General features: G+C 65.1%; 21 protein-coding genes and 1 tRNA gene. 15 read left to right on the forward strand and 7 right to left on the reverse strand.

The window, feature by feature from the left end; all coding sequences use genetic code 11:
• The 8 genes from F604_RS0101090 to murJ all read left to right on the forward strand — a co-directional run bounded on the left by F604_RS0101090 (position 1) and on the right by murJ (position 8,015).
• Entirely contained in the window at positions 1-603 is a 603-nt protein-coding gene (locus F604_RS0101090) for a DUF3108 domain-containing protein (RefSeq protein ID WP_019550066.1), read from the forward strand.
• A gap of 7 nt (positions 604-610) precedes the next feature.
• Positions 611-1,849, forward strand: coding sequence for a histidinol dehydrogenase (gene hisD, locus F604_RS0101095; RefSeq protein WP_019550067.1), 1,239 nt, complete (start codon positions 611-613; stop codon positions 1,847-1,849).
• Positions 1,846-2,643 carry an ABC transporter substrate-binding protein gene (locus F604_RS0101100; protein WP_019550068.1) on the forward strand — a complete coding sequence of 266 codons (798 nt, stop codon included), beginning with the start codon at positions 1,846-1,848 and terminating at the stop codon, positions 2,641-2,643. The genes hisD and F604_RS0101100 overlap by 4 nt, the downstream gene beginning before the upstream one ends.
• Before the next feature lie 497 nt (positions 2,644-3,140).
• Positions 3,141-4,112 (forward strand): S8 family peptidase, encoded by a 972-nt coding sequence (locus tag F604_RS12470; protein ID WP_248644097.1) that lies wholly within the window; start codon positions 3,141-3,143, stop codon positions 4,110-4,112.
• Between the two features lie 35 nt (positions 4,113-4,147).
• Positions 4,148-5,302, forward strand: a complete 1,155-nt coding sequence (locus tag F604_RS0101105; RefSeq protein ID WP_019550070.1) for an LCP family protein — start codon at positions 4,148-4,150, stop codon at positions 5,300-5,302.
• Positions 5,303-5,316: 14 nt separating this feature from the next.
• Positions 5,317-5,404 (forward strand) — tRNA-Leu (locus F604_RS0101110).
• A 42-nt stretch (positions 5,405-5,446) separates the two neighbouring features.
• Positions 5,447-6,538 (forward strand): PDDEXK family nuclease, encoded by a 1,092-nt coding sequence (locus F604_RS0101115; protein WP_019550071.1) that lies wholly within the window; start codon positions 5,447-5,449, stop codon positions 6,536-6,538.
• Positions 6,528-8,015: a murein biosynthesis integral membrane protein MurJ gene (murJ, locus tag F604_RS0101120; RefSeq protein WP_019550072.1), complete on the forward strand. Its 1,488-nt coding sequence runs from the start codon at positions 6,528-6,530 to the stop codon at positions 8,013-8,015. The genes F604_RS0101115 and murJ overlap by 11 nt, the downstream gene beginning before the upstream one ends.
• On the opposite strand, the gene F604_RS0101125 is transcribed toward murJ, so the two are convergent.
• The 7 genes from F604_RS0101125 to F604_RS0101155 all read right to left on the reverse strand — a co-directional run bounded on the left by F604_RS0101125 (position 7,966) and on the right by F604_RS0101155 (position 13,552).
• Positions 7,966-8,235, reverse strand: coding sequence for a hypothetical protein (locus tag F604_RS0101125; protein WP_019550073.1), 270 nt, complete (start codon positions 8,233-8,235; stop codon positions 7,966-7,968). The two genes, murJ and F604_RS0101125, sit on opposite strands and share 50 nt — an antisense overlap.
• Before the next feature lie 3 nt (positions 8,236-8,238).
• Positions 8,239-10,137: an AMP-binding protein gene (locus tag F604_RS0101130; protein ID WP_019550074.1), complete on the reverse strand. Its 1,899-nt coding sequence runs from the start codon at positions 10,135-10,137 to the stop codon at positions 8,239-8,241.
• A complete protein-coding gene (locus tag F604_RS0101135; RefSeq protein WP_019550075.1) occupies positions 10,138-10,965 on the reverse strand; it encodes a serine/threonine-protein kinase in 828 nt (275 codons plus the stop codon).
• A complete protein-coding gene (locus F604_RS0101140; protein WP_019550076.1) occupies positions 10,958-11,632 on the reverse strand; it encodes a metal-dependent hydrolase in 675 nt (224 codons plus the stop codon). The genes F604_RS0101135 and F604_RS0101140 overlap by 8 nt, the downstream gene beginning before the upstream one ends.
• Positions 11,633-11,653: 21 nt before the next feature.
• Positions 11,654-12,025, reverse strand: coding sequence for a DUF3809 family protein (locus F604_RS0101145; protein ID WP_015716771.1), 372 nt, complete (start codon positions 12,023-12,025; stop codon positions 11,654-11,656).
• Positions 12,022-12,231 carry a DUF3248 domain-containing protein gene (locus F604_RS0101150; RefSeq protein WP_015716772.1) on the reverse strand — a complete coding sequence of 70 codons (210 nt, stop codon included), beginning with the start codon at positions 12,229-12,231 and terminating at the stop codon, positions 12,022-12,024. Before F604_RS0101150 ends, F604_RS0101145 begins: the two co-directional genes overlap by 4 nt.
• Positions 12,232-12,406: 175 nt before the next feature.
• A complete protein-coding gene (locus F604_RS0101155; RefSeq protein ID WP_019550077.1) occupies positions 12,407-13,552 on the reverse strand; it encodes a 23S rRNA (cytosine(1962)-C(5))-methyltransferase in 1,146 nt (381 codons plus the stop codon).
• Positions 13,553-13,653: 101 nt separating this feature from the next.
• On the opposite strand from F604_RS0101155, the gene F604_RS0101160 reads away from it, so the two are divergent.
• The 7 genes from F604_RS0101160 to F604_RS0101190 are packed head-to-tail and all read left to right on the forward strand — an operon-like array spanning position 13,654 to position 19,898.
• Positions 13,654-13,968: a V-type ATPase subunit subunit G family protein gene (locus tag F604_RS0101160; protein WP_015716774.1), complete on the forward strand. Its 315-nt coding sequence runs from the start codon at positions 13,654-13,656 to the stop codon at positions 13,966-13,968.
• Positions 13,965-15,923, forward strand: a complete 1,959-nt coding sequence (locus tag F604_RS0101165) for a V-type ATP synthase subunit I (protein WP_019550078.1) — start codon at positions 13,965-13,967, stop codon at positions 15,921-15,923. The genes F604_RS0101160 and F604_RS0101165 overlap by 4 nt, the downstream gene beginning before the upstream one ends.
• 12 nt (positions 15,924-15,935) lie before the next feature.
• Positions 15,936-16,235: a F0F1 ATP synthase subunit C gene (locus tag F604_RS0101170; protein WP_019550079.1), complete on the forward strand. Its 300-nt coding sequence runs from the start codon at positions 15,936-15,938 to the stop codon at positions 16,233-16,235.
• A gap of 55 nt (positions 16,236-16,290) precedes the next feature.
• A complete protein-coding gene (locus F604_RS0101175; protein WP_026328899.1) occupies positions 16,291-16,857 on the forward strand; it encodes a V-type ATP synthase subunit E in 567 nt (188 codons plus the stop codon).
• Positions 16,858-16,860: 3 nt separating this feature from the next.
• On the forward strand, positions 16,861-17,832 hold the full coding sequence (locus F604_RS0101180) for a V-type ATPase subunit (RefSeq protein WP_019550080.1): 972 nt from the start codon (positions 16,861-16,863) through the stop codon (positions 17,830-17,832).
• Between the two features lie 2 nt (positions 17,833-17,834).
• Positions 17,835-18,149 carry a V-type ATP synthase subunit F gene (gene atpF / locus F604_RS0101185; RefSeq protein ID WP_172640102.1) on the forward strand — a complete coding sequence of 105 codons (315 nt, stop codon included), beginning with the start codon at positions 17,835-17,837 and terminating at the stop codon, positions 18,147-18,149.
• 12 nt (positions 18,150-18,161) lie between these two features.
• The gene (locus F604_RS0101190; RefSeq protein ID WP_015716780.1) at positions 18,162-19,898 is read left to right on the forward strand and encodes a V-type ATP synthase subunit A; all 1,737 of its coding nucleotides are present in this window, start codon (positions 18,162-18,164) and stop codon (positions 19,896-19,898) included.
• Positions 19,899-19,903: the final 5 nt, after the last annotated feature.

The following is a 19,903-nucleotide window of genomic DNA, read 5'->3' on the forward strand; positions in this document are numbered from 1 at the left end:
ATGACCGTGCACCCCGCCGTTTACGTGTACCGTTACTTCTTCGCCGGGGAGGAGGCGGGGGAGGGAAGGTTGGAGGTTCGCCCTCAGCCGGAAGGAGGCATGAAGGCCACCCTCACCGCCGAGGTGAACCTGCCCCTGCCCAAGACCCGCCAGCGCTGGCAGACGGAAACGGACGCCGAGGGCTTCTCCCTGTACTTCGCCGAGCGGGTGGAGGGGCGGGAGAGCCGGGTCTTCACCGTGGAGAGGCTGGAGGAGGAAGGAGTGGTGCTGGTCACCCAGGGCAAGGAGAGCGTGGCCTTTCCCCTTCTCTCCCCCTACCATGACCCTCTTTCCCTGATCCTGGCGCTGCCCCGGCTGGATTTGGCCCCCGGGGAGGTGGTCCGGTTTGCCATGCCGGGAGGGCGGGTGTATGTGGAGAGGCTTGCGGACCTCGAGGTGGAGGGCAGGGTACGCCGTCACCTCCGCCTCCGCCCGGGCCTCTCCCTGGTGGAGCTGGAGGGGGGGGTTCCCGTGAGGATGGCCCAACAGGTGGGGGACCACGTGTTTGAGGCGGTCTTAGAGGGCGTGGAGGCGGAGCCCAAGAGGCGCCGCCGCTGGGTATAGTGGAGGCATGATTTACCGCGCGGAGGAGGTGCGGGAGCGCTTCGCCCGTCGGGGCCTTTCCTTTGACCCCACGGTGGAGGAAATCGTGCGGGGTATCCTGGCCGCGGTACGGGAGGAAGGGGATGCGGCCCTGGACCGCTTCAGCCTGGATCTGGACGGCCACCCCGTGGAGGAGATCCCCAAAAGGGCCTGGCGTCAGGCCTACGAGGATCTGGACGAGGAACTCAGGGACGCCCTGGAGACGGCCAAGGAGCGCATAGAGGCCTTCTATCGGGAAGAGGCCAAGGGGGGATTTTTGAAGGCGGATGCCAGCGGCCTTCTGGGCCAGATGGTCCGCCCCCTTTCCCGGGTGGGGGTGTACGTCCCCGGGGGGAGCGCCCCCCTTCTTTCCAGCCTCCTCATGAGCGTGGTGCCGGCCAAGGTGGCCGGGGTGGCGGAGGTGATCGTGGCCAGTCCCCCAAGGGTCCACCCTGGGGTGCTGGCTGCCGCCTGGGTGGCAGGGGCGGACCGGCTTTTCGCCATGGGTGGGGCCCAGGCCATCGCCGCCCTGGCCTACGGCACCCAGCGGGTTCCCCGGGTGGACAAGATCGTGGGGCCGGGCAACGCCTACGTGGTGGCGGCCAAGCGGCAGGTGTTCGGCACCGTGGGGCTGGATGGTCTGGCGGGACCCACGGAAACCCTCATCATCGCCGACGGTTCCGCCTCTCCTAGGCTTCTCGCCGCTGACCTCTTGGCCCAGGCGGAGCATGGCCCCGACTCCGAGCCCTGGCTCCTCTCTCCCGACCGGGCCCTCCTGGAGAGGGTGGAGGTGGAGCTTTCCCGGCAGCTCCAAGACCTGCCCCGGGCCGAGGTGGCCAGGAAGGCCTTGGAAAGGGGAGGGCTTGTTCTTACCCGGGACCTCGAGGAGGCCTTTGCCCTCGCCAACCTCTACGCCCCGGAGCACCTTTGCCTGGCCCTGGCGGATCCCCTGCCCTGGCTGGGAAAGGTGCAAAACGCCGGGGGAGTCTTCCTGGGGGAGGGAAGCCCCGAGGCCTTGGGGGACTACATCGCCGGGCCCAGCCACGTGATGCCCACCTCGGGCACCGCCCGCTTCCAGGGGGGGTTGGCGGTGCGGGACTTCTTGAAGGTGATCCCCGTGATGGGCCTAAGCGAGAATGCGGTGAGGGACCTGGCTCAGAAAGGGGCGCTTCTTGCCCGGGCTGAGGGCCTCGAGGCTCACGCCCGTTCCCTGGACCTTAGGCGATGAAGCTCTTTCACGAGCTCCTGGGCCCCGTGGAGCTTCCCGACCGATTTGAGCGCATTGTAAGCCTGGCCCCCAACCTCACCGATGCCCTCTTCGCCCTGGGGCTTGGGGACCGCCTGGTGGGCCGGAGCGCCTTCTGCCACCGCCCGGCGGAGGTGCTTTCCTTGCCGGTTCTGGCCTCTTACACCAAGACCCGCACCGAGCTTCTTCGGAGCCTAAAGCCGGACCTGGTGCTTCTTTCCACCGGGGTGCAACGGGAACAGGCCCTTAGGCTCAAGGAGGAAGGTTTTCCCGTCTACGCCGTCCCCCTGCCCACAAGCCCCTACGGGATCCTGGAGAACCTATCCACCCTTGGGCACCTTTTGGACCTGGAGGAAAGGGCTACTGCCCTCGCCCACGAGCTCGCCCAACGCTACGCCGCCCTTAAGGACCGCTTCGCCCTTAGGGTCTACTTTGAGATGGACCTGGGCGGGCCCATCACCGTGGGCCGGGGGAGCTACATCGCCCAGGCCCTTTTGCACCTGGGCCTTAAGCCCATCTTCCTGGATGTGCCCCAGGCCTACTTCGCCCCGGACCTGGAGGAGGTGAGGCAAAGAGCCCCGGACCTCTTCCTCTACGAGCCCAAGCCCTGGGGGAAGAACCCCTTGGAGAAGGCGAGGGCCCTGGCCAGGGAGAGGGGCTTTGACTTCCCGGTGGTGGCCACGGATGGGGACGAGCTGGCCCATTACGGCCCCATGTTCTTTGGCTTTCTGGAGAAGCTGGCAGAGCGGGTGGCGGAAACCTTAGGCCAAGGTTAAGAAAACCCCCACTTTGCAGCGTGTAGAGTAGGGGCATGAACCGGTTTCTGTTCCCAGCGCTCCTTGCGGCCACGGCGCTTCTCCTCACGGCGTGCCCCCAAACGCCTCCTCCGCCCCCGCCCTCGGCCTGTTCGCCTGTCCCTACGGGTCTTTCGGTTCAGAGGGACCAGACGCAATCCGTTAACACGCCCTATGGGGTAGGTGACTTCACAGCCCCGCATGTGCCGGGTGAACTCCTCGTCATTTCTGGAGGTTTGTCACCCCAGGCCCTCACCTCCCGTGTGGCAGAAATCCAGGTTCAGGCTTCCTTGCCTGGTGGGGTTTTGCATGTCAAGGTACCAGCGGGTCAGGAGAGGGTGAAAGCCAGAGAGCTCGTCCAGGCAGGCGCGCGGTATGTGCAGCCGAACTACCTTTACTTCTCCCTTTATCTACCCAACGATCCCCTTTACCCCTCGAGTTTGCTAGATGGTTCCAGGGTGCGCCCCTTCTACCAAAAGATGAACCTCGAGGGGGCGTGGGATGTTGTAAGGGCCGGCTCGTGGGTCTGCACCCCGGTGGTAGCCGTGTTGGATACGGCCTTCAATCCCAATCATCCAGACCTTAGGGACAACCTGCTTCCTGGGAGGAACCTAACCCCAGACGGTCTTCCCCAAGATGACCTCCGCCCTAGCCCTCCACCAAACGGGGCTATGTACGGCGAGAATGAACCCGACCACGGTCAAGGTGTAGCTGGCATGGTAGCAGCCACAGCCGATAACGGAGAGGGGATTCCGGGAGTTGGGCTTAACCGGGTAAAGGTGCTGCCCCTGAAGGTCTTTTTTTGGGTTTGGAACACAAGTGCTCAGCGTTACGAGTATAGCTCCACCAGTGCCGTACTAAGTAGCGCCATTCGGTATGCTGCGGATCAGAGAGCCAATGTCCTCAATTTGAGCTTAGGTAGTCCCACACCCCTTGACGGAATAGTCCAGGACGCGGTGAGCTATGCCCTTTCCAAAGGCAGTCTGCCGGTGGCTGCGGCGGGAAACGATGGGACAGATGGGCTTATGTACCCAGCGCGTTACCCCGGGGTCTTGGCAGTGGGCTCGGTCCGTTTGAATGGGACGCGTTCAGACTTCTCCAACTACTCCACTACCCAGACGGATTTGGTCATGGCCGCAGCCGGCAATTTGAGTCCTGGTGAAAGCCTTTGGTCTTTGGCTTTGGGAGCCTCGTACCCTTACTACTCCTCTCAGGCTCACTATTTAGCTTGGAGGGGGACTTCCTTCGCAGCCCCTCAAGTAAGTGGGGTAGCGGCCCTTTACGTGGCCAAATATGCAACGCTTTACGGAAAGGCACCTAGCCCAGACCAAATCAGGCTCTGCTTGGAGCAAACCGCTAGCAATAATGGCACCTATGTTTCTCAGACGGGTTATGGCATCGTCCAGGCCGACCGGGTGATGACGGACACCACCTACTGCTTCCCCCCTTAATCCGCCTCACCTCAGGGGTTGTATGCTAAGCCCCCGTGCGGCGGTCGCTTCTCCTCCTGTTTTTGGCCTTGTTGGTGGCGGTGGGGCTATGGGCCTACCCCTTGTTGGGCCCCGTGGTGCGGCACGGGGTCCTGCCAGCCCCCGAAGGGTTAAAGGCCCCCCTAACGGTGCTGGTCTACGGCTCCAGCCCCGAGTACTCCGGCTACCACCGAAGGGCCCCGGAGCGCTTCCGGGGCCTGGCGGACACCATCCTCCTGGTACGCCTGGACCCTGGGGCCAACCGGGTGGTGGTCCTGTCCATTCCCCGGGATGTTTGGGTGAACCTCCCCGGCTACGGCTGGCACAAGGTGAATGCGGCAAGCCCCCTGGGGGGACCGGCCCTGATGAAGGAGGCGGTGGCCCGGATCACCGGGGTGCAGGCGGACCGGTATCTGGTGGTGAGCACGGAGGCCCTCCGCCGGGGGGTGGACGCCTTAGGGGGAGTTAGGGTCTGCGTGGAGAAGCCCATGCGCTACCGGGATTCCGCTGCGGGGCTGGACATCGACCTCGAGCCGGGCTGCCGGGTGCTGGATGGAAAGAAGGCGGAGGGGTATTTGCGCTTCCGCAAGGATGCCCTGGGGGATATCGGGCGGATCCAGCGCCAGCAGGCCTTCTTTCACGCCCTGAAGGAGCAGGTGCTTTCCCCTTCCGGGTTACTCCGCCTGCCCCGTGCGGTGGCGGCGGTGGAGCCCTACTTCCAAACCGACCTATCCCGCGAGGAAAAGGGAGCCATCCTGGGCTTCGCCATGAAGCAACCCCACCTGATGAGTCTCCTTTTGCCGGGGAACTTCGGGGGAGGGGGTTGGAACGTGGACGAGGAGGCCCTGCGGCAGCTTTTGGCCGTTTACTTTGATGGGGAAGCGCCGGGGGAGAAGGGGGAGCTTACGGGGCGGCTGGTGGCCCTGGTCTATGGACCCGGGCAGGAGGCCCTGGTGGAAAAAGCCCGCTTGAGGCTAAGCGAGCTGGGCCTGAGGGTGATCCTCCACCCGGTGGACCTGCCTCCTTCCCGCACGGAGGTGCTGGAAAACGGGCCTGGTCTCCTGGCCCAGGCCTTGGGGGAGGCGTTGGGGGTGCCCTACCGCATCTCCGGGGAGGCGGTTTTAGGGGCCGACCTCACCCTGCGCCTTGGCGCCGAGGCTCCCTTTTTGTAGGATAGAAGGCGTCCGCCGGGGTGGCGGAACGGTAGACGCTGCGGACTTAAAATCCGCTGGGGGGTTACCCCCGTACGGGTTCGAGTCCCGTCCCCGGCACCAGGAGGCCCCGGGTTTCCCGGGGCTTAACCTTTCAGCCTTGATATGCTTAGGTTCGTGGGCGTTCTCACCCGCTATTTGGAAAAGTCCATGGCCCAGGCCCGTTACGACCTCCTGGGCCCTGGCCGTTTTGTGGCCGAGCTTCCCGAGCTGGGCCTGCGCGTGGAAGCTCCTCACCTCGAGGCCGCCCGGGAGAGCCTGCAGGAAGCTCTGGAGGCCTGGCTTTTGGATACCCTGCGTGCGGGCCTTACCCCGCCGGGGCTGGAAGGGGCGGAGGATCCCGTGCGCACCCGTTTCCTGGCCTTGACCCGGGAGATCTGGCGGCTTTTCAAGGAATCCGGGGAAGTGGAGGGGACGAAGGCGGGAGCAGTTCCTGCCCCGTCCACCCGGGTGCAGGAGCCCTCGAGGGCAAAAAAGGCACCTTCGCTGGAGGAATGGCTGAAGGGCCTGGGCATCCAAGTGGTGAAGAAGCCCCAGGAAGAGGAGGAGAAGGAGAAGGTTCTGACCCGCCTGGGCCTGTTCCTGGGGGACCGCTACCCCAGCCTGGAAAAGCTTTACGAGCGCCTCAAGCAGAGCCTTTCCACCAAGCGTCAGTTTGAGCTTTCCCTTTCCGAGGCCACCCAGGAGGAGATCGCCAACTCCACCCAGTTCTGCACCATGCTCAAGCAGTATGCCCTCCTCACCTCCTATCACTACAAAAGCGAGGAGCGGCGCATCCGGGCCAAGGCCAGCACGGAGGGGTGGGTGCAGAACTTCCTCACCGGGGGCTGGCTGGAGCGGTACGTGGCGGAGCGGCTTCGCAAGTTCCTGCGTTCCCGCAACCTGGCCCACGAGGTGGCGGTGGGTTACCAGGTTACCCTGCCCAACGGGGACACCATGGAGTTGGACGTGCTCCTCAGGGTGGGGGAGCGCTTCTTCTGGTTTGAGGCCAAGACGGGGGACTTCCAGGCCCATATCGCCAAGTATGCGGGGCTGAAAAAGGTCCTGGGGCTTTCCGCCAGGGAAAGCTTTCTGGTGCTTTTGGGCATGGACAAGGCCCGCGCCAAGGAGCTTTCCGCCCTACATGGGCTCACGGTGGTCAACCAGGCGAACTTCTTGGACATCTTCCAGGAGGTGCTGGAGGGGAATGCTGCGTAAGGTCCTCCTGGTCATGGGGGGCACCCTGGCCTCGAGGGTCTTGGGCCTGGTGCGCCAGGCGGTCTTCAACGCCCTGTATCCCGACGTCCTGAAGGATGCCTTCAACGTGGCCTACCGGGTACCGAACCTCCTCCGGGAGCTTTTGGCGGAGGGGGCGGTGCAAAACGCCCTCATCCCCCTCCTGAAGAACCTGCCCGAGGAGGAGGCCCGGTCCTTTGCCCGGCGCTTTGGGGCGTTTCTCTTCGGGGTGAACCTCTTGGTCCTGGGCCTGGGTTATCTCTTGGCCCCCTGGGTGGTGAACCTGCTGGTGGCTCAGGAAAGCCACCTCCGGCAGGGGGAGGCCTTGGGGCAGGTGGTCTACCTCACCCGGCTTCTCTTGCCCTTTCTCCTGGGCATCTCCATGGCTGCCCTCTTCTCCGCTCTTCTTCAGGCGGAGGAGCGCTTCCTGCCCTACGCCCTGGGACCCATTGCCTTCAACCTGGTGGCCATCGGCCTCATGGCCCTCTTCCCCGGGGACCCCACCTTCCTGGGGCTTTCCGTGGCCCTGGGGGGGCTGGTCCAGGCCCTGGTCCAGCTTCCCTTCCTTAGGGGTTTCCGCCTGGAGTGGCGCTGGCACCAGGCCTTTCTCCCTGCCCTCCTCCGCATGGGGCCCTTCGCCTTCACCACCTCCTTGCGGCAGTTTCTCAACCTGGTTCTCACCCACATCCTGACTCGCTACCCCCCGGCGGCGGTCACGGGGTTCTACAACGCTGAGGTGATCTTCCAGATGGTCCTGGGGCTTTTCGCCACCTCGCCCGCCATCGCCCTTTTTCCCCGGATGAGTGCCCTGAAGGGCGAGGAGCTGGCCCGCTTTCTTACAGGTCCCCTGAAGCGGCTTACCCTCCTTCTTTCCCTTCTCGGGGGGATGCTGGTGGCCCTGGCTCCTTTCGTGGTGGTCTTGCTCTTCGGCCTCTTTGGCCCCCTTACCCCGGAGAACCGGGCGTACAGCACCCAGGTCCTCGCCGCCTTGGGGTTTGCCGTCCTGCCCTGGGGGGTGAACACCCTGCTCCTCAGGGGGCTTTATGCCCTGGGGCGGATACGGGAGGCGGTTTTCGCCAGCGCCCTCGTCTTCCTGACCAACACCCTGGGTTACTGGCTTCTTAAGGATGCCGGGCTTTTCGCCCTGAACCTGGCCACCGCCCTGGCGGGGTACTTGGGGCTTTCCCTTTACCTTCGCCTCCTTAAACGGGAGGGAGTGGGGATTCCCGAGCTACCGGGCTTCCTTCTAAAAGCCTTACTGGCAGGGCTTCCCGTGGCCTTACTCGGGTGGATTCTTGGGTGGGTCTTCCCCGTGGCCCAGGCAGGGCAAGCCCTTTTGCCCCTCCTGCTTGGGGGGGGGTTAGGGCTTGGGGTTTTCTTGCTTGCCGCTTGGCTTCTCGGTCTACCTCTTAAGGCCCTCCTCGCCAAACCTCCCTCAGGCGGAAGTAAAGGGGCTTAAGCCTCGAGGCGAAGGCGGGCTCTTCCCAGGTGGGCCAGGTGAAGGCGAGGGGCGGAGCACCCGGTAAGAGGGCTTCCTCCGGGGGGTCATGGCCTTTTAAGAGGGGGTCCAGCCGGGCCAGCACCCCGGCCATCTCCCCCTTTTGGTAAAGGGTGCGGGCCTCCTCCAAGGGCGAGGCCCAGGCCATCCCCAAGGCCAGAAGAAGACCCAGGAGGCGCACGGGCTAGCCTCCTTGGGCCGCTTGGCGGATGGCCTCCACCGCCTCGGGGTTCTCCAGGGCCGAGAGATCCCCGGGATCCTGGCCCAGGTAGACCGCCCGCACCACCCGGCGCATCACCTTGGCGTTTCGGGTCTTGGGCAGGTCGGGGACAAAGAGAACCCTTTCCGGCTTTAAGGGTTTGCCCAGGGCTTCCGCCACCCGGTCGGCCACCGCCTGGGCCAGCTCGGGGCTAGGGGAGAAGCCGGGCTTCAGCACGGCGAAGAGCACGATGGCCTCCCCCTTCACCGGGTGGGGCACCCCGATGGCGGCGCATTCCTTGAGGGCGGGGTGGCGGGTGGCGGCGGTTTCCACCTCGGCAGGCCCCACCCGCTTGCCCGCCACCTTAAGGGTGTCGTCGCTTCGGCCCAGGATGAAGAAGTGGCCTTCCTCATCCTGTAGGGCCAGATCCCCGTGAACCCAAACCCCGGGGACACGGGAGAAATAGGTGTCCAGGTAGCGGGCCTCGTCCTGCCAGAATCCCTTGGTCATTCCGGGCCACGGCCTGAGCACCGCAAGCTCCCCCACCTGGCCCACCACGGGTTTCCCCTCCGGGTCCAGCACCGCCGCGGCCATCCCGGGCACGGCGGTGTTGAAGCCCATGGGCTTGATGGGTTTGACCAGAACATTGCCCAGGATGCCTCCGGAAACCTCCGTCCCTCCCGAGTAGTTCACGATGGGCCTCTTTTCCTCCCCCACCGCCCGGAAGAACCAGAGGTAGGGCTCGAGGTTCCAGGGCTCCCCGGTGGAGCCGAGGACCCGAAGGGAGCTGAGGTCGTGGGCCCGGATAGGCTCCTCCCCCAAAGGGATCAAGGCCCGCACCAGGGTGGGGGAGAGGCCCAGGTGGGTGAGGCGGTGGGCCTCCACCATTCGCCAAAGCCGCTCCGGTCCCGGGTAGTCGGGGGCGCCGTCGTAGAGGAACACCGTGGCCCCCAGGAGGAGCCCCCCCAGGATGGCCCAGGGCCCCATCATCCAGCCCAGGTCCGTGAACCAGAAGAGGCGATCCCCTTCTCTCAGGTCAAAGAGAAGGGCCAGGTCAAGGGCGGCCTTGAGGGGAAAGCCCGCATGGTAGTGGACGGTTCCCTTGGGCCGGCCCGTGGTGCCGGAGGTGTAGATGAGCATGAAGGGGTCCATGCTCTCCATCTCCTCCGCGGGGAAGGGCTCGCCCCTTAAGGATGTGTAGTCCAGTTCCCCGGCCTCCAGGGGCAGGCCCAGCCGGCGCACCACCAAGAGATGGGGGGTCTCCGCCAGGGCCTGGGCCTTGCGGGCCTCGAGGAGGAGCTCCACCCTTCTTCCCCGGCGGTGGAAGCCATCCTGCACCGCCAAAAGCTTGGCCTTGGCGTCCTTGAGCCGCACCGCCGCCGCCTCGGCGGCGTAGCCGGAGAAGATGGGAATGGCGATGGCCCCAAGCCAGGCGGTGGCCAGGAGGAGAATGGCCGCCTCGAGGCCCATGGGGAACCACAAGCCCACCCGGTCCCCTCGCTCCACCCCCAGGGCCCGAAGCCCTGCCGCCACCCGTTCCACTTCTTCTAAAAGCTTCCCGTAGGTGAGGGCGCGCACCGTTCCCTCCTCGGTTTCGTGGATGAGGGCTAAGGCGGTGGGCTCGTGGCTGAGGGCTGCCTCCACCAGGTTAAGCCGCCCCCCCACGAAGAAGCGGGGAAGGGGAAACCCACCTTCTATGACCCGCTCGTAGGGTTTGCGCCAGGGTAGGCCCAGGTGGGTGAAAAACTGGTGGTAAAAAGCCTCAAGTTCCTCCACGCTATAGCGGTAGAAAGCCTCGTAGTCCCGGAAACCCAGGGCCTCCATGAATCGGAAGAGCCTGGTGGCCTGGATCTCCTCCGGGTTGGGATACCAGATGGGCTCCATCTATTTCCTCCAAAAGGGAAAGCCCTTGCGTTTGCTTGGCGTTTCGCCCTCCTTCTTGCCGTAAGGGTTCTCCAGAGTCTCGATAAAACCCTTGATGTCCAGGCGCTCCTCAGGAGTTTTGGCCAAGAGGCGCCTCAAGGCCTTGTCCAGCCTGGGGGGCAGGGAGGTGGGGGGAGGGGGAAGGAAGAGGTGGGCATTCCGTAGCTCCTCCAGGGTTTCCCCGCGAAAAGGGCGCTTTCCCACAAGGAGCTCGTAGGCCATGACCCCAAAGCTGTAAGCATCGCTTTTGGGGCTGGGCTTGGCCCCCAGGAAGAGCTCGGGGGCCAGGTAGTGGGGGCTTCCCGCATACTCCGGGCTGGCCTCCTCCAAGGGACGCACGGTGCCCAGGTCCCCAAGCTTGTAAACCCCGTCGCCCACGAACACGTTGGAGGGCTTCACATCCTGGTGGAGGAAGCCCTTTTCGTGCAGGAAGAGCAAGGCCTGCCCCACCTGCAAAAGCGCCCGCATGGCTTCCTCCTGGTTCAGGGGACCCTTGAGGAGGCGTTCCTCCAGGGTGCCTTCCTCCAGGTACTCCAGGGCCAGGAAGGCTTCCTCGCCGAAGGGTATCCCGTAAAGCCCCTGCACCAGGTGGGGGTGCTTCAGGGAAAGGCTAAGGGAAACCTCCCGGGCAAACCGCTCGGCAAGCCTGGGGTCCTGCCTTACCTCCTTGCGGGGAAGCTTGAGGGCTACCTTTTGCCCATCGGGAGCCTCCGCCAGGTAGACCTGGGCGGTCTGTCCCAGGCCCAAAAGCATCCGAAGGCGGAAATCCTTGCGCTTCAGGCTAGTCAAGAACCAGCACCCCTCCCGGGCGAAGGGCGTGGCCCTCCACCCCCTTCTCCTTGGCCTTGGCCGCAAAGGCCTCGCCGTCCTGCTTAATGGGGGGGAAGGTGTTGTAGTGGATGGGCACCACCCGCTTGGGCCTTAGGAGGTCTAGGGCCTTTAGGGCGTCTTCCGGTCCCATGGTGAAGTGGTCGCCGATGGGCAGGAAGGCCAAGTCCAGGCCCAGCTCCCCGATGAGGCGCATGTCGGAGAAGAGGGCGGTGTCCCCAGCATGGTAGATGCGCTTGCCGCCAAGTTCCACCACCACCCCCATGGGCATGCCCCCGTAGGTGCCGTCGGGGAAGCTAGAGGAGTGCCAGGCGGGGAACCATTTGAGCCACCCTCCGGGGAAGCGGTAGGTGCCTCCGATGTTCATGGGCACCGCCTTGGCCCCGTGCTTCTCCGCATAGGTGGCGATCTCAAAGGTGGAGACCACCGTGCCTCCTTTCTTGGACAGGGCCACGGCGTCGCCGAAGTGGTCCCCGTGGGCGTGGGTAACCAGGATGAGGTCCGCCTGCACCTCCCCTACCCCCACCGGGGCCAGGGGGTTACCGCTGAGGAAGGGGTCGATAACCACCTTGGTCTTGCCATCGGAAAGCCAGACCGCCGAGTGGCCCAGATACCGGATCTCCAGCATAGGCACCTCCTTTATATGGCACTATACCGGAGAGGAGGGCATTTGGGAAAGGGACCGCTCTAGGCTTTTATAGAAGAGGAGTTCCAGGATGCGGGCAAAGGCCCGCTCCCCCCAGGTTTGTCCCTCGGGGAGGACCAAACTGAGCTCCAGTTCCAGCTCCAGCCCCTTCGTGCCTGAAAGCACGCGACCCTCTACCTTGAGGGAAGGTGGAGGGAGGAGCTTGGCCTCGAGGTTCTCTCCTCTAAGCCTCGAGGCGAAGGGAAGGGCCACCTCCCCCAGCACGGGGTTTTCCTGCCGGAAGACCCCACGGACCTCGTTTCCTTCCAGCTGGAGTTCCAGGGGTAAACCCTGGGAGGGATGGCCGTTTAGGACGAGGTGCAGCCTGGCCTTCATCCTTCCACCCACTCCACCCGCACCCGGCCTTCCTTGGCCAGGCGGGCCACCTCGGCATCCGGGATGTTCAAGAGCCTGGGCAACTCCCGGAAGCGGGGTGTGGCCGAGGCCAGGCCCACCCGCACCACCAGGACCTCTTCCTCCTCGGCCCGGCCGATCCGCCAGACCAGGTGCTGGCCCAGGGCTTCCAACAGGTCCTTCTCCACCCCCTTAGTCTATCCCGGGGTGGCCTTGGGGGATAATGGATGGGGATGCTCCTGGAGGTGGCCTACTGGCCAGCAGGGCCCTTTTCCCGGGGAAGACGGGCTTTGGTCCTCCACCTGGAGAACGGGGAGGGAGTACCCCTTCCCGTACCCGATCCCGAGGCCCTGGCGGCCCGGATCAGAGAACTTCTAAAAGGGCGAACTTCAGGTAGTGGGTTTCAGGGTGGTTGAGGAGCACGGGATGGTCAAAGCCCTGGCCCCGCTTCTCCAACACCCTTAGGCTACGGTGGGCGTCCTGGGCGGCCTCGGTTAGCATCTGGTAGAAAAGGGGTTCCCTGAGGTGGTGGCTACAGCTGCTGGTGGCCAGCAGGCCCCCTTCCTTGAGGAGCTTGATGGCCCGGAGGTTCACCTCCTTGTAGGCCCTGTAGGCCCTTTCCAGATCCTTTTTCCCCTTGGCAAAGGCGGGTGGGTCCAGCACGATGAGGTCAAACCGCTCCCCTGCCTTTTCCAGGGCCCTCAGGTGGTCGAAGGCGTTGGCTTCCACCGTCTTGAGGGTAAGCCCATTCAGCCTGGCGTTTTCCTCCGCCTGCCTCAGGGCCTCGCCGGAGCTGTCCACGCTGATCACCTCCTTGAAGCCCAGGGCTAGGTGGAGGCCGAAGCTACCCGCATAGCTGAACACGTCCAGGGCCCTTTCCCCACGGAAGCGTTCCATGAGGATCCGGTTGTCCCGCTGGTCCAGGTAGGCCCCGGTCTTCTGGCCTCCCGTGAGGTCCACCAGGTAGCGTATCCGGCCCTCCTTCACCGCTACCCGTTCGGGGGCCTGGCCCAGGAGGGGCCGGACGTAAAGGGGGAGGCCCTCGAGTTCCCGGACCCTGGCATCGTTTTTGGCCAGGAGGTTTTTGGCCAGGGGTTTGAGCCTCTCGGCCACCTGGGGCAAGAGGGCTTCCCAGGCGTAGGCGGTGGTCTGCAGAACCGGGTGGCCGGCGTAGTAGTCCAGCACCAGACCCGGCAGGAAATCCCCTTCGGCGTGGGCCAGGCGGAAGCCTCCTTCGGGCTCCTTTTCCAGCGCGGGGAGGCGCCGGGCCAAGGCTTTGTCCAGGTTGTCCAGAAGCGCCTCCGCCGGGTCCCTTGCGGGTCGGAAGCGGTAGGCCCGCACGCTTAGGTCGCTGGTGGGGTTGAAGAGGGCTAGGGCCAGAAAACGCTTGCCCCAGTAAACGGGGTAAAGGCCCGGCTCCTCGGGGCCCGAAATCACATCGCGGCGAAAGACCCAAAGGTGCCGGGCCAGTAGGCGCTGGGCTCCTTTTTCGTTGACGAGAATCCGCATCGCTTAAGTATACTTAAGCGGGGTTGGTTGACGTTTGCCCCAAAGGCCGGTATCCTGTCCGGCGGGCGCAGTTTGCGCATCTTTTCACGAAGGGAGGGGCAATGGGAGGCCTGGGACTTATCAAGAGCCTGGCGGAAAAGGAAAGGGAGCTGCTGGCCCGCCTCGAGGCCGCCAAGAAGGAGGCCGAGGCCCTGGTGGGGCAGGCCGAGGCGGAGGCCAGGGCCCTTCTGGAGGAGGCCGAGGCCAAGGCTAAGGCCCTGGAGGCCGAGTACCGGGAACGGGAGGCCAAGGAAACGGAGGCCATCCTGGCCCGCTACCGGGCCCAGGCGGAGGCCGAGGCTAAGGCGGTAAAGGAGAAAGCAGGGGCCCGGTTGGAGGAGGCCGTGGCCCTGGTTCTTAAGGAGGTTTTGCCGTGATCGCCCCCATGGAGAAGCTGGTCCTGGCCGGGCCCAAGGCCAAGGCCCAGGAGCTTCTCCACAGCCTCCAGCAGGCGGGGGTGGTCCACCTGGAAACCCTCCGGGTGGAGGAGCTTGCCGAGTACAGGCTTTCCCAGGAGGAGCGGGAGGAACTCAGGCGCTGGGAGGGGGTGGCGGCGGGAGCCGAGCATACCCTCACCCTCCTGGGCCGGGAGATGGAGCCCGCAAGGCCCTTCCCCGATGGGCTAGAGGCGGCGGAAAAGGCCCTTTCCCCCATCCAGGCCCACGCTGAGGGCCTTGCCCGGCAGAAGCAGGAGCTGGAGGAGGAGCTTGCCCTGGCCCAGGCCTACCTGGAACCCTTGGAGAAGCTTGCCAGCATGGCCCAGGGACTGGACCGAAGCGCCCTCTTCCGGGTGGTGCCCTTTTTGATCACGGAAAAGGAGCTTCCCCTGGTGGAGGAGGCCTTGAAAAAGGCCCTGGAGGACCGGTTCATCCTGGCCAGCGAGTCCTACTCCAAAGGGGTTGCCGGGCTTCTTGTGGTGCACCGGAAGGACCTCGAGGCGGCCAAGGCTGCCCTTTCCCGGGCCGGGGTGGCGGAGCTCCGCCTCCCTGGTAACTACGGGGATCTTCCCCTCAGCGAGGCCACCCGCCGGTTGAAGGAGCGGGCCGAGGCCGCGCCAAGAGAGCTTTCCGAGGTGCGCCAGGCCCTTTACCGGCTGGCCCAGGAGGCAGCCTCCACCCTGCAGAGCCTCTGGACCCGGGCCAAGGACGAGGCGGCCCGGCTTAAGGCCTTGGAGGAGCTGGCCTCAGGCCGGTTCGGCTTTGCCCTTTTGGGCTACGTGCCGGTGAAGGCCAAGGGCCGGGTGGAGGAGGCCTTGGCCCGCCACAAGGACCAGGTGATCTACGCCTTTGAGCCGGTGGACGAGCACCACGAGGCGGATCGGGTGCCCGTGGCCCTGGACAACCCTCCTTGGGTCAAGCCCTTCGAGCTTCTGGTGAGCTTCCTCAACACCCCCAAGTACGGTTCCTTTGACCCCACCCCGGTGGTCCCCATCTTCTTCCCCTTCTGGTTCGGCATGATCGTGGGGGACATCGGCTACGCTCTTCTTTTCCTCCTCCTTGGGCGCTGGCTTTCCGGGTTTGTTAAGCGGAATGAGCCCTTGGTGATAGACCTTTTTGCCCTCAAGCTCAAGCCTGCGGTTATCGGCAAACTGGTCTACATCCTTAACTGGATGGTCTTCTGGACGGTGGTCTGGGGCTTCGTCTACGGGGAGTTCTTCGGCACCTTCCTGGAGCACCTGGGGGTGTTTGGCACCCCCGAGCACCCGGGTCTCATCCCCATCCTCATTCCCCGCATCGACACGGCCAAGACCGCCAACCTCCTCATCCTCCTCTCCGTGGCCTTTGGGGTGCTGATGGTCTTCTGGGGCCTGGCCCTTCGGGCCTACCTGGGCCTAAAGCACCACCACATGGCCCACTTCTGGGAAGGGGTCGGGTACCTGGGCGGTCTGGTGGGTATCCTGGCCTTGGCGGCTTCGTACCTTGGCAACCTGCAGGCCCCATGGCTTTCGGGCCTCATGTACCTGGGGTTTGGCCTCTTCCTGCTTGCGGTCCTCATGAGCCGCATCTGGCTCATGATCCCGGAGATCTTCACCCAGGCGGGGCATATCCTCTCCCACATCCGTATTTATGCGGTGGGGGCTGCCGGGGGTATCCTGGCGGGCCTTCTCACCGATGTTGGCTTTGCCTTGGCAGAGCGGCTTGGACTTCTGGGAGTTGTTCTGGGTGTCCTGGTGGCCGGGGCCTTGCACCTTCTCGTCCTCCTCCTCACCACCCTGGGCCACATGCTCCAGCCCATCCGTCTTATCTGGGTGGAGTTTTTCACCAAGTTCGGTTTCTACGAGGAGAACGGCAGGCCTTACCGGCCGTTCAAAAGCGTCCGCGAGACGCTTTAGGGAGGGAAAGAGATGAAGAAGCTTCTGGTTACGGTTCTGGTGGCGGTTTTCGGCGCTCTGGCTTTTGCGGCGGAGGAGGCGGCGTCCTCCGGGGGCTTGGACCGAGGCCTCATCGCTATAGCCATGGGCCTGGCTGTGGGGCTTTCGGCCCTGGGTACCGGGCTGGCCCAGGCCCGGATCGGGCCCGCGGGTATAGGGGCCATCGCTGAGGACCGGAGCAACTTCGGTGCCGCCCTCATCTTCCTGCTCCTGCCCGAGACCCTGGTGATCTTCGGCTTCCTCATCGCCATCATCCTGAACGGCAAGCTGTAAGGGGTTTTTAGGGCCCTGCCCCTTGTGGGGTGGGGCCTTTTTCCAAGGAGGGCAGATGTCCAAACTGGAAGCCATTTTGAGCCAGGAGGTGGAGGCGGAGATCCAGGCCGTCCTGCAAGAGGCCAAGGCCAAGGCCGAGGCCTTGAGGTCCGAGGCCAAGGCCAAGGCGGAGGGCTTGCTTTCCGCCAGAAAGCGGGCCCTCGAGGCCGGCCTGCAGGCCGCCATCCGCCGGGCAGAAAGTGCTGGGGAACTCCTCCTGGCCACCGCCCGTACCGAGGCCAAGGGGGAGGTGCTCTCCCAGGTGAAGGCCAAGGTGGAGGAGGCTCTTAGGGCCTTGCCGAATAGCCCCGACTGGCCTCAGGTGTTGCGGAAGCTGGCCGAGGAGGCCCTTGCGGCCTTGGGCGAGCCCGAGGCCCTGGCCTCCCATCCGGACAATCTTCCGCACCTCGAGGGTCTGGCGCGGGAGCGGGGCCTGGAGCTTAGGGCCGACCCTGCCTTGCGCCTGGGGGTGAGGGCCATCGGCAAAGGGGGCAGGACCCAGGTGGAGAACGCCCTGTTAAGCCGTCTGGAACGGGCCTGGGATGCCCTTTCCTCCAAGGTGGCCCAGGTGCTTTGGGGCTAGGCCATGGCGGACGATTTCGGTTACTTGAACGCCCGGGTGCGGGTCAGGAGGAGCACCCTCCTCAAGGAGAGCTTCTTTCAGGAGGCTTTGGACCTTTCCTACCCCGATTTTGTCCGGCTTCTTTCGGAAAGCGTCTACGGCCAGGATCTGGCGGGCCAGAGCCTTCCGGAGGTGGACCGGGCCATTGCCCTCACCCAGGCCCGGTTGGTGGGGGACCTGGCGGGGTTGGTCACGGGGGAGGCTCGGGAGGCGGTCCGCCTCCTCTTCCTGCGCCACGACCTGGCCAACCTGCAGGCGGTCCTCCGGGCCAAGGCCACGGGCCGCCCCTTTGAGGAGGTGCTCCTCCTTCCCGGTACCCTGAAGGAGGTCCTCTGGCGCCAGGCCTACGAGGCGCAGGATGCGGCGGGGATGGCCCAGGTGCTTTCCGTGCCCGGCCATCCCCTGGCCCGGGCCTTAAGGTCGGTGCTCCGGGAAACCCAGGACCTGGCGCGCATCGAGGCCCTTTTGGCCAAGCGCTTCTTCGAAGAGGTGGCCAAGGCTTCTAAGGCCCTGGAGGAGACGGCCTTGAGGGATTACCTGGCCCTCGAGGTGGATGCGGAGAACCTGCGCACCGCCTTCAAGCTCCAGGGGCAGGATGTGCCGGTGGAAACCGTCTTCATACGGGGTGGGCGGTTCGTGGACAGGGTCCGCTTCGCCCGGCTCCTCGAGGGGGATTACGCCGTCTTGGACGAGCTTTCGGGCACTCCCTTCGCCCCCTTAGCGGGCGCTCGGGACCTCAAGACCCTGGAAAGGCGGCTCAGGTGCCTCCTTCTGAAGGGGGCCAGGAAGGGAGCCACCGACCCCCTGGGCGTGGGATTGGTGCTGGCCTATGTGAAGGAGCGAGAGTGGGAGGCCGTGCGGCTTAGGCTCCTGGCCAGGCGGGCCTACTTCGGGCTTCCCCGGGCCCAGGTGGAGGAGGAGGTGGTCTGCTCATGAGGATCGCCGTGATTGCCGACCCCGAGGCGGCGCAGGGGTTTAGGCTGGCGGGCCTCGAGGCCTACGCCGCCACCTCGGCAGAGGAGGCCCGGGCCCGGCTGGAAAACCTGGTTCAGGCCGGGGGGTACGCCCTGGTGGCCGTGGACCAGGGGCTTTTGCCGGAGCCGGAAAAGGCGGTGGAGCGGCTCATGCGGGGCAAGGACCTTCCCGTGCTCCTGCCCATAGCCGGGTTGAAGGAAGCCTTCCAGAACCCCGATGTGGAGGGGTACATGCGGGAGCTGGTCAAGCGGACCATAGGCTTTGACATCAAGCTGTAGAATGGAGGGACGATGATCCAGGGCGTGATCCAGAAGATTGCGGGCCCGGCGGTGATTGCCAAGGGCATGACCGGAGCCCGCATGTACGACATCTGCAAGGTGGGCCACGAGGGCCTGGTGGGGGAGATCATCCGCCTGGACGGGGATACCGCCTTCGTTCAGGTTTACGAGGATACCTCGGGGCTCAAGGTGGGGGAACCTGTGGTGTCCACGGGCCTTCCTTTGGCGGTGGAGCTGGGCCCCGGGATGCTGAACGGCATCTACGACGGCATCCAGCGCCCCCTGGAGCGCATCCAGGAGCGGACCGGGATCTACATCACCCGGGGGGTGGTGGTGCATCCCCTGGACCGAGAGAAGAAGTGGGCCTGGACCCCAAAGGTCAAGCCGGGGGATGAGGTGAAGGGGGGCATGGTCCTGGGCACCGTGCCGGAGTTCAACTTCACCCACAAGATCCTGGTGCCCCCGGATGTGAAGGGCCGGGTCAAGGAGGTGAAGCCCGCCGGGGAGTACACGGTGGAGGAGCCGGTGGTGGTCCTGGAGGACGGCACCGAGCTCAAGCTCTACCACACCTGGCCGGTGCGTCGGGCTCGCCCCGTCCAGCGCAAGCTGGACCCCAACACCCCCTTCCTCACGGGGATGCGCATCCTGGATGTCCTCTTCCCCGTGGCCATGGGGGGCACTGCAGCCATCCCCGGGCCCTTTGGTAGCGGAAAGACCGTGACCCAGCAGGCCCTGGCCAAGTGGTCCAACGCCGACGTGGTGGTCTACGTGGGTTGCGGGGAGCGGGGCAACGAGATGACCGACGTCTTGGTGGAGTTCCCCGAGCTCACCGACCCCAAGACCGGAGGGCCTTTGATGCACCGCACGGTGCTCATCGCCAACACCTCCAACATGCCCGTGGCCGCCCGCGAGGCCAGCATTTACGTGGGGGTCACCATCGCCGAGTACTTCCGCGACCAGGGCTTCTCCGTGGCCCTCATGGCGGACTCCACCAGCCGCTGGGCCGAGGCCCTGCGGGAGATTTCCAGCCGCCTCGAGGAGATGCCCGCGGAAGAGGGTTACCCTCCTTACCTGGCTGCCCGTCTGGCCGCCTTCTACGAGCGCTCCGGCAAGGTGATCACCCTGGGGGGCGAGGAGGGAGCCATCACCATCGTGGGGGCGGTTTCCCCTCCCGGCGGCGACATGTCCGAGCCCGTCACCCAGTCCACCCTGCGCATCGTGGGGGCCTTCTGGCGGCTGGATGCCTCCTTGGCCTTCCGGCGCCACTTCCCGGCTATCAACTGGAACGGGTCCTACTCCCTCTTCACCCCGGCCCTGGACCCCTGGTATCGGGAGCACGTGGCCCCCGACTATCCTGAGCTTCGCGACGCCATCTCTGAGCTCCTGCAGAGGGAAGCGGGCCTGCAGGAGATCGTGCAGCTGGTGGGTCCCGACGCCCTCCAGGATGCCGAGCGCCTGGTCATCGAGGTGGGGCGGATCATCCGCGAGGATTTCCTGCAGCAGAACGCCTTCCACGAGATCGACGCCTACTGCTCCATGCAGAAGGCCTACGGCATCATGAAGATGATCCTGAGCCTCTACAAGGAGGCTGAGGCGGCCATCCGGCGGGGGGTCAGCGTCGACGAGATCCTGGGGCTTCCCGTCATCGAGCGCATCGGCCGGGCCCGCTACGTGAGCGAGCAGGACTTCCCCCGTTACTTTGAGGAAGCCATGCGGGAGATCGAGGGAGCCTTCAAGGCCTTGGCCTAGGGGAG

The organism is Thermus scotoductus DSM 8553 (assembly GCF_000381045.1).
Taxonomy (GTDB): Bacteria; Deinococcota; Deinococci; order Deinococcales; family Thermaceae; genus Thermus; species Thermus scotoductus.

What these genes read in the sequence shown, in the direction of transcription:
- F604_RS0101090 (WP_019550066.1), top strand. Translation starts at nt 1, where the DNA reads ATGACCGTGCACCCCGCCGTTTACGTGTACCGTTACTTCTTCGCCGGG.
- hisD (WP_019550067.1), top strand. Translation starts at nt 611, where the DNA reads ATGATTTACCGCGCGGAGGAGGTGCGGGAGCGCTTCGCCCGTCGGGGC.
- F604_RS0101100 (WP_019550068.1), top strand. Translation starts at nt 1,846, where the DNA reads ATGAAGCTCTTTCACGAGCTCCTGGGCCCCGTGGAGCTTCCCGACCGA.
- F604_RS12470 (WP_248644097.1), top strand. Translation starts at nt 3,141, where the DNA reads ATGAACCTCGAGGGGGCGTGGGATGTTGTAAGGGCCGGCTCGTGGGTC.
- F604_RS0101115 (WP_019550071.1), top strand. Translation starts at nt 5,447, where the DNA reads ATGCTTAGGTTCGTGGGCGTTCTCACCCGCTATTTGGAAAAGTCCATG.
- murJ (WP_019550072.1), top strand. Translation starts at nt 6,528, where the DNA reads ATGCTGCGTAAGGTCCTCCTGGTCATGGGGGGCACCCTGGCCTCGAGG.
- F604_RS0101130 (WP_019550074.1), bottom strand. Translation starts at nt 10,137, where the DNA reads ATGGAGCCCATCTGGTATCCCAACCCGGAGGAGATCCAGGCCACCAGG.
- F604_RS0101140 (WP_019550076.1), bottom strand. Translation starts at nt 11,632, where the DNA reads ATGCTGGAGATCCGGTATCTGGGCCACTCGGCGGTCTGGCTTTCCGAT.
- F604_RS0101145 (WP_015716771.1), bottom strand. Translation starts at nt 12,025, where the DNA reads ATGAAGGCCAGGCTGCACCTCGTCCTAAACGGCCATCCCTCCCAGGGT.
- F604_RS0101155 (WP_019550077.1), bottom strand. Translation starts at nt 13,552, where the DNA reads ATGCGGATTCTCGTCAACGAAAAAGGAGCCCAGCGCCTACTGGCCCGG.
- F604_RS0101160 (WP_015716774.1), top strand. Translation starts at nt 13,654, where the DNA reads ATGGGAGGCCTGGGACTTATCAAGAGCCTGGCGGAAAAGGAAAGGGAG.
- F604_RS0101170 (WP_019550079.1), top strand. Translation starts at nt 15,936, where the DNA reads ATGAAGAAGCTTCTGGTTACGGTTCTGGTGGCGGTTTTCGGCGCTCTG.
- F604_RS0101175 (WP_026328899.1), top strand. Translation starts at nt 16,291, where the DNA reads ATGTCCAAACTGGAAGCCATTTTGAGCCAGGAGGTGGAGGCGGAGATC.
- F604_RS0101180 (WP_019550080.1), top strand. Translation starts at nt 16,861, where the DNA reads ATGGCGGACGATTTCGGTTACTTGAACGCCCGGGTGCGGGTCAGGAGG.
- F604_RS0101190 (WP_015716780.1), top strand. Translation starts at nt 18,162, where the DNA reads ATGATCCAGGGCGTGATCCAGAAGATTGCGGGCCCGGCGGTGATTGCC.